Genomic DNA, 772 nt, shown 5'->3' with positions numbered 1-772 from the left:
GAAAGCTGTAGAACGTGAAGATATAGGGGTTGTCTTGTAGGGACTTAACAACCTTAGGATATGTTACTTTCCACTTGTCACAGAAGCCTGCAAGAGCTAACTTTCCAGCCTCTTCATCGTGCGATCGATAGACGGATTTGAAGTCTTCACAGATCTCTGCTCGATCGCTGACGCGAACTTTGTGAGCAATATTACGAGCTAAATGAACACAGCATGTTTGGTACTTCGCTTGCGGATAGATCTCCTGAATTGCATTCACAATACCTGTGAGTCCATCGGAGATAAACAGAAGGATTTGTTCCGCACCACGCTGTTTCACATCCTGGAGAAGTTCTTTCCAGATGTAAGCTGATTCGGTTGGTGCAACAGCATACGTGAGCACTTCTTTGGAGCCATCCTCGCGAATACCCACAGCGATGTAGACAGCTTCCTTAGCTACCGTTTCTCGTTTAACTGCGATATACGTCGCATCAATATAGACGCAGACATAGCGCTTCTCAAGCGGGCGTTTCATAAAAGCTTCGACATGTTCTACCATTACTTTTGTCATGTTGGACACGGTTTGTGGCGTGTAATGGTGACCGTACATTTTCTCGATGAGATCGGCAATCTCAGTCATCGTAACACCCTTTTGAAACATGTGGATGACAAAAGATTCTAGTGTGTCATTAGAACGCTTATATGGCGCAACAGTCTGCTGTTTAAACTCTCCATTGCGATCTCGAGGAATGTTTAGCTGCAAGTCTCCATATTCGGTGTGAAGCGTACGAGG

General features: G+C 45.2%; 1 protein-coding gene. It reads right to left on the bottom strand.

Annotated features, from left to right (window positions below; all coding sequences use genetic code 11):
• Positions 1-772: IS256 family transposase (locus ACH8E3_RS16685; protein ID WP_458633773.1), on the bottom strand; the 772-nt coding region annotated here is incomplete at both ends.

It is taken from the genome of Paenibacillus sp. CMAA1364, from assembly GCF_054373195.1.
The sequence above is the reverse complement of the archived record's forward strand: the minus strand, read 5'-3'. Positions and strand labels throughout refer to the sequence as shown.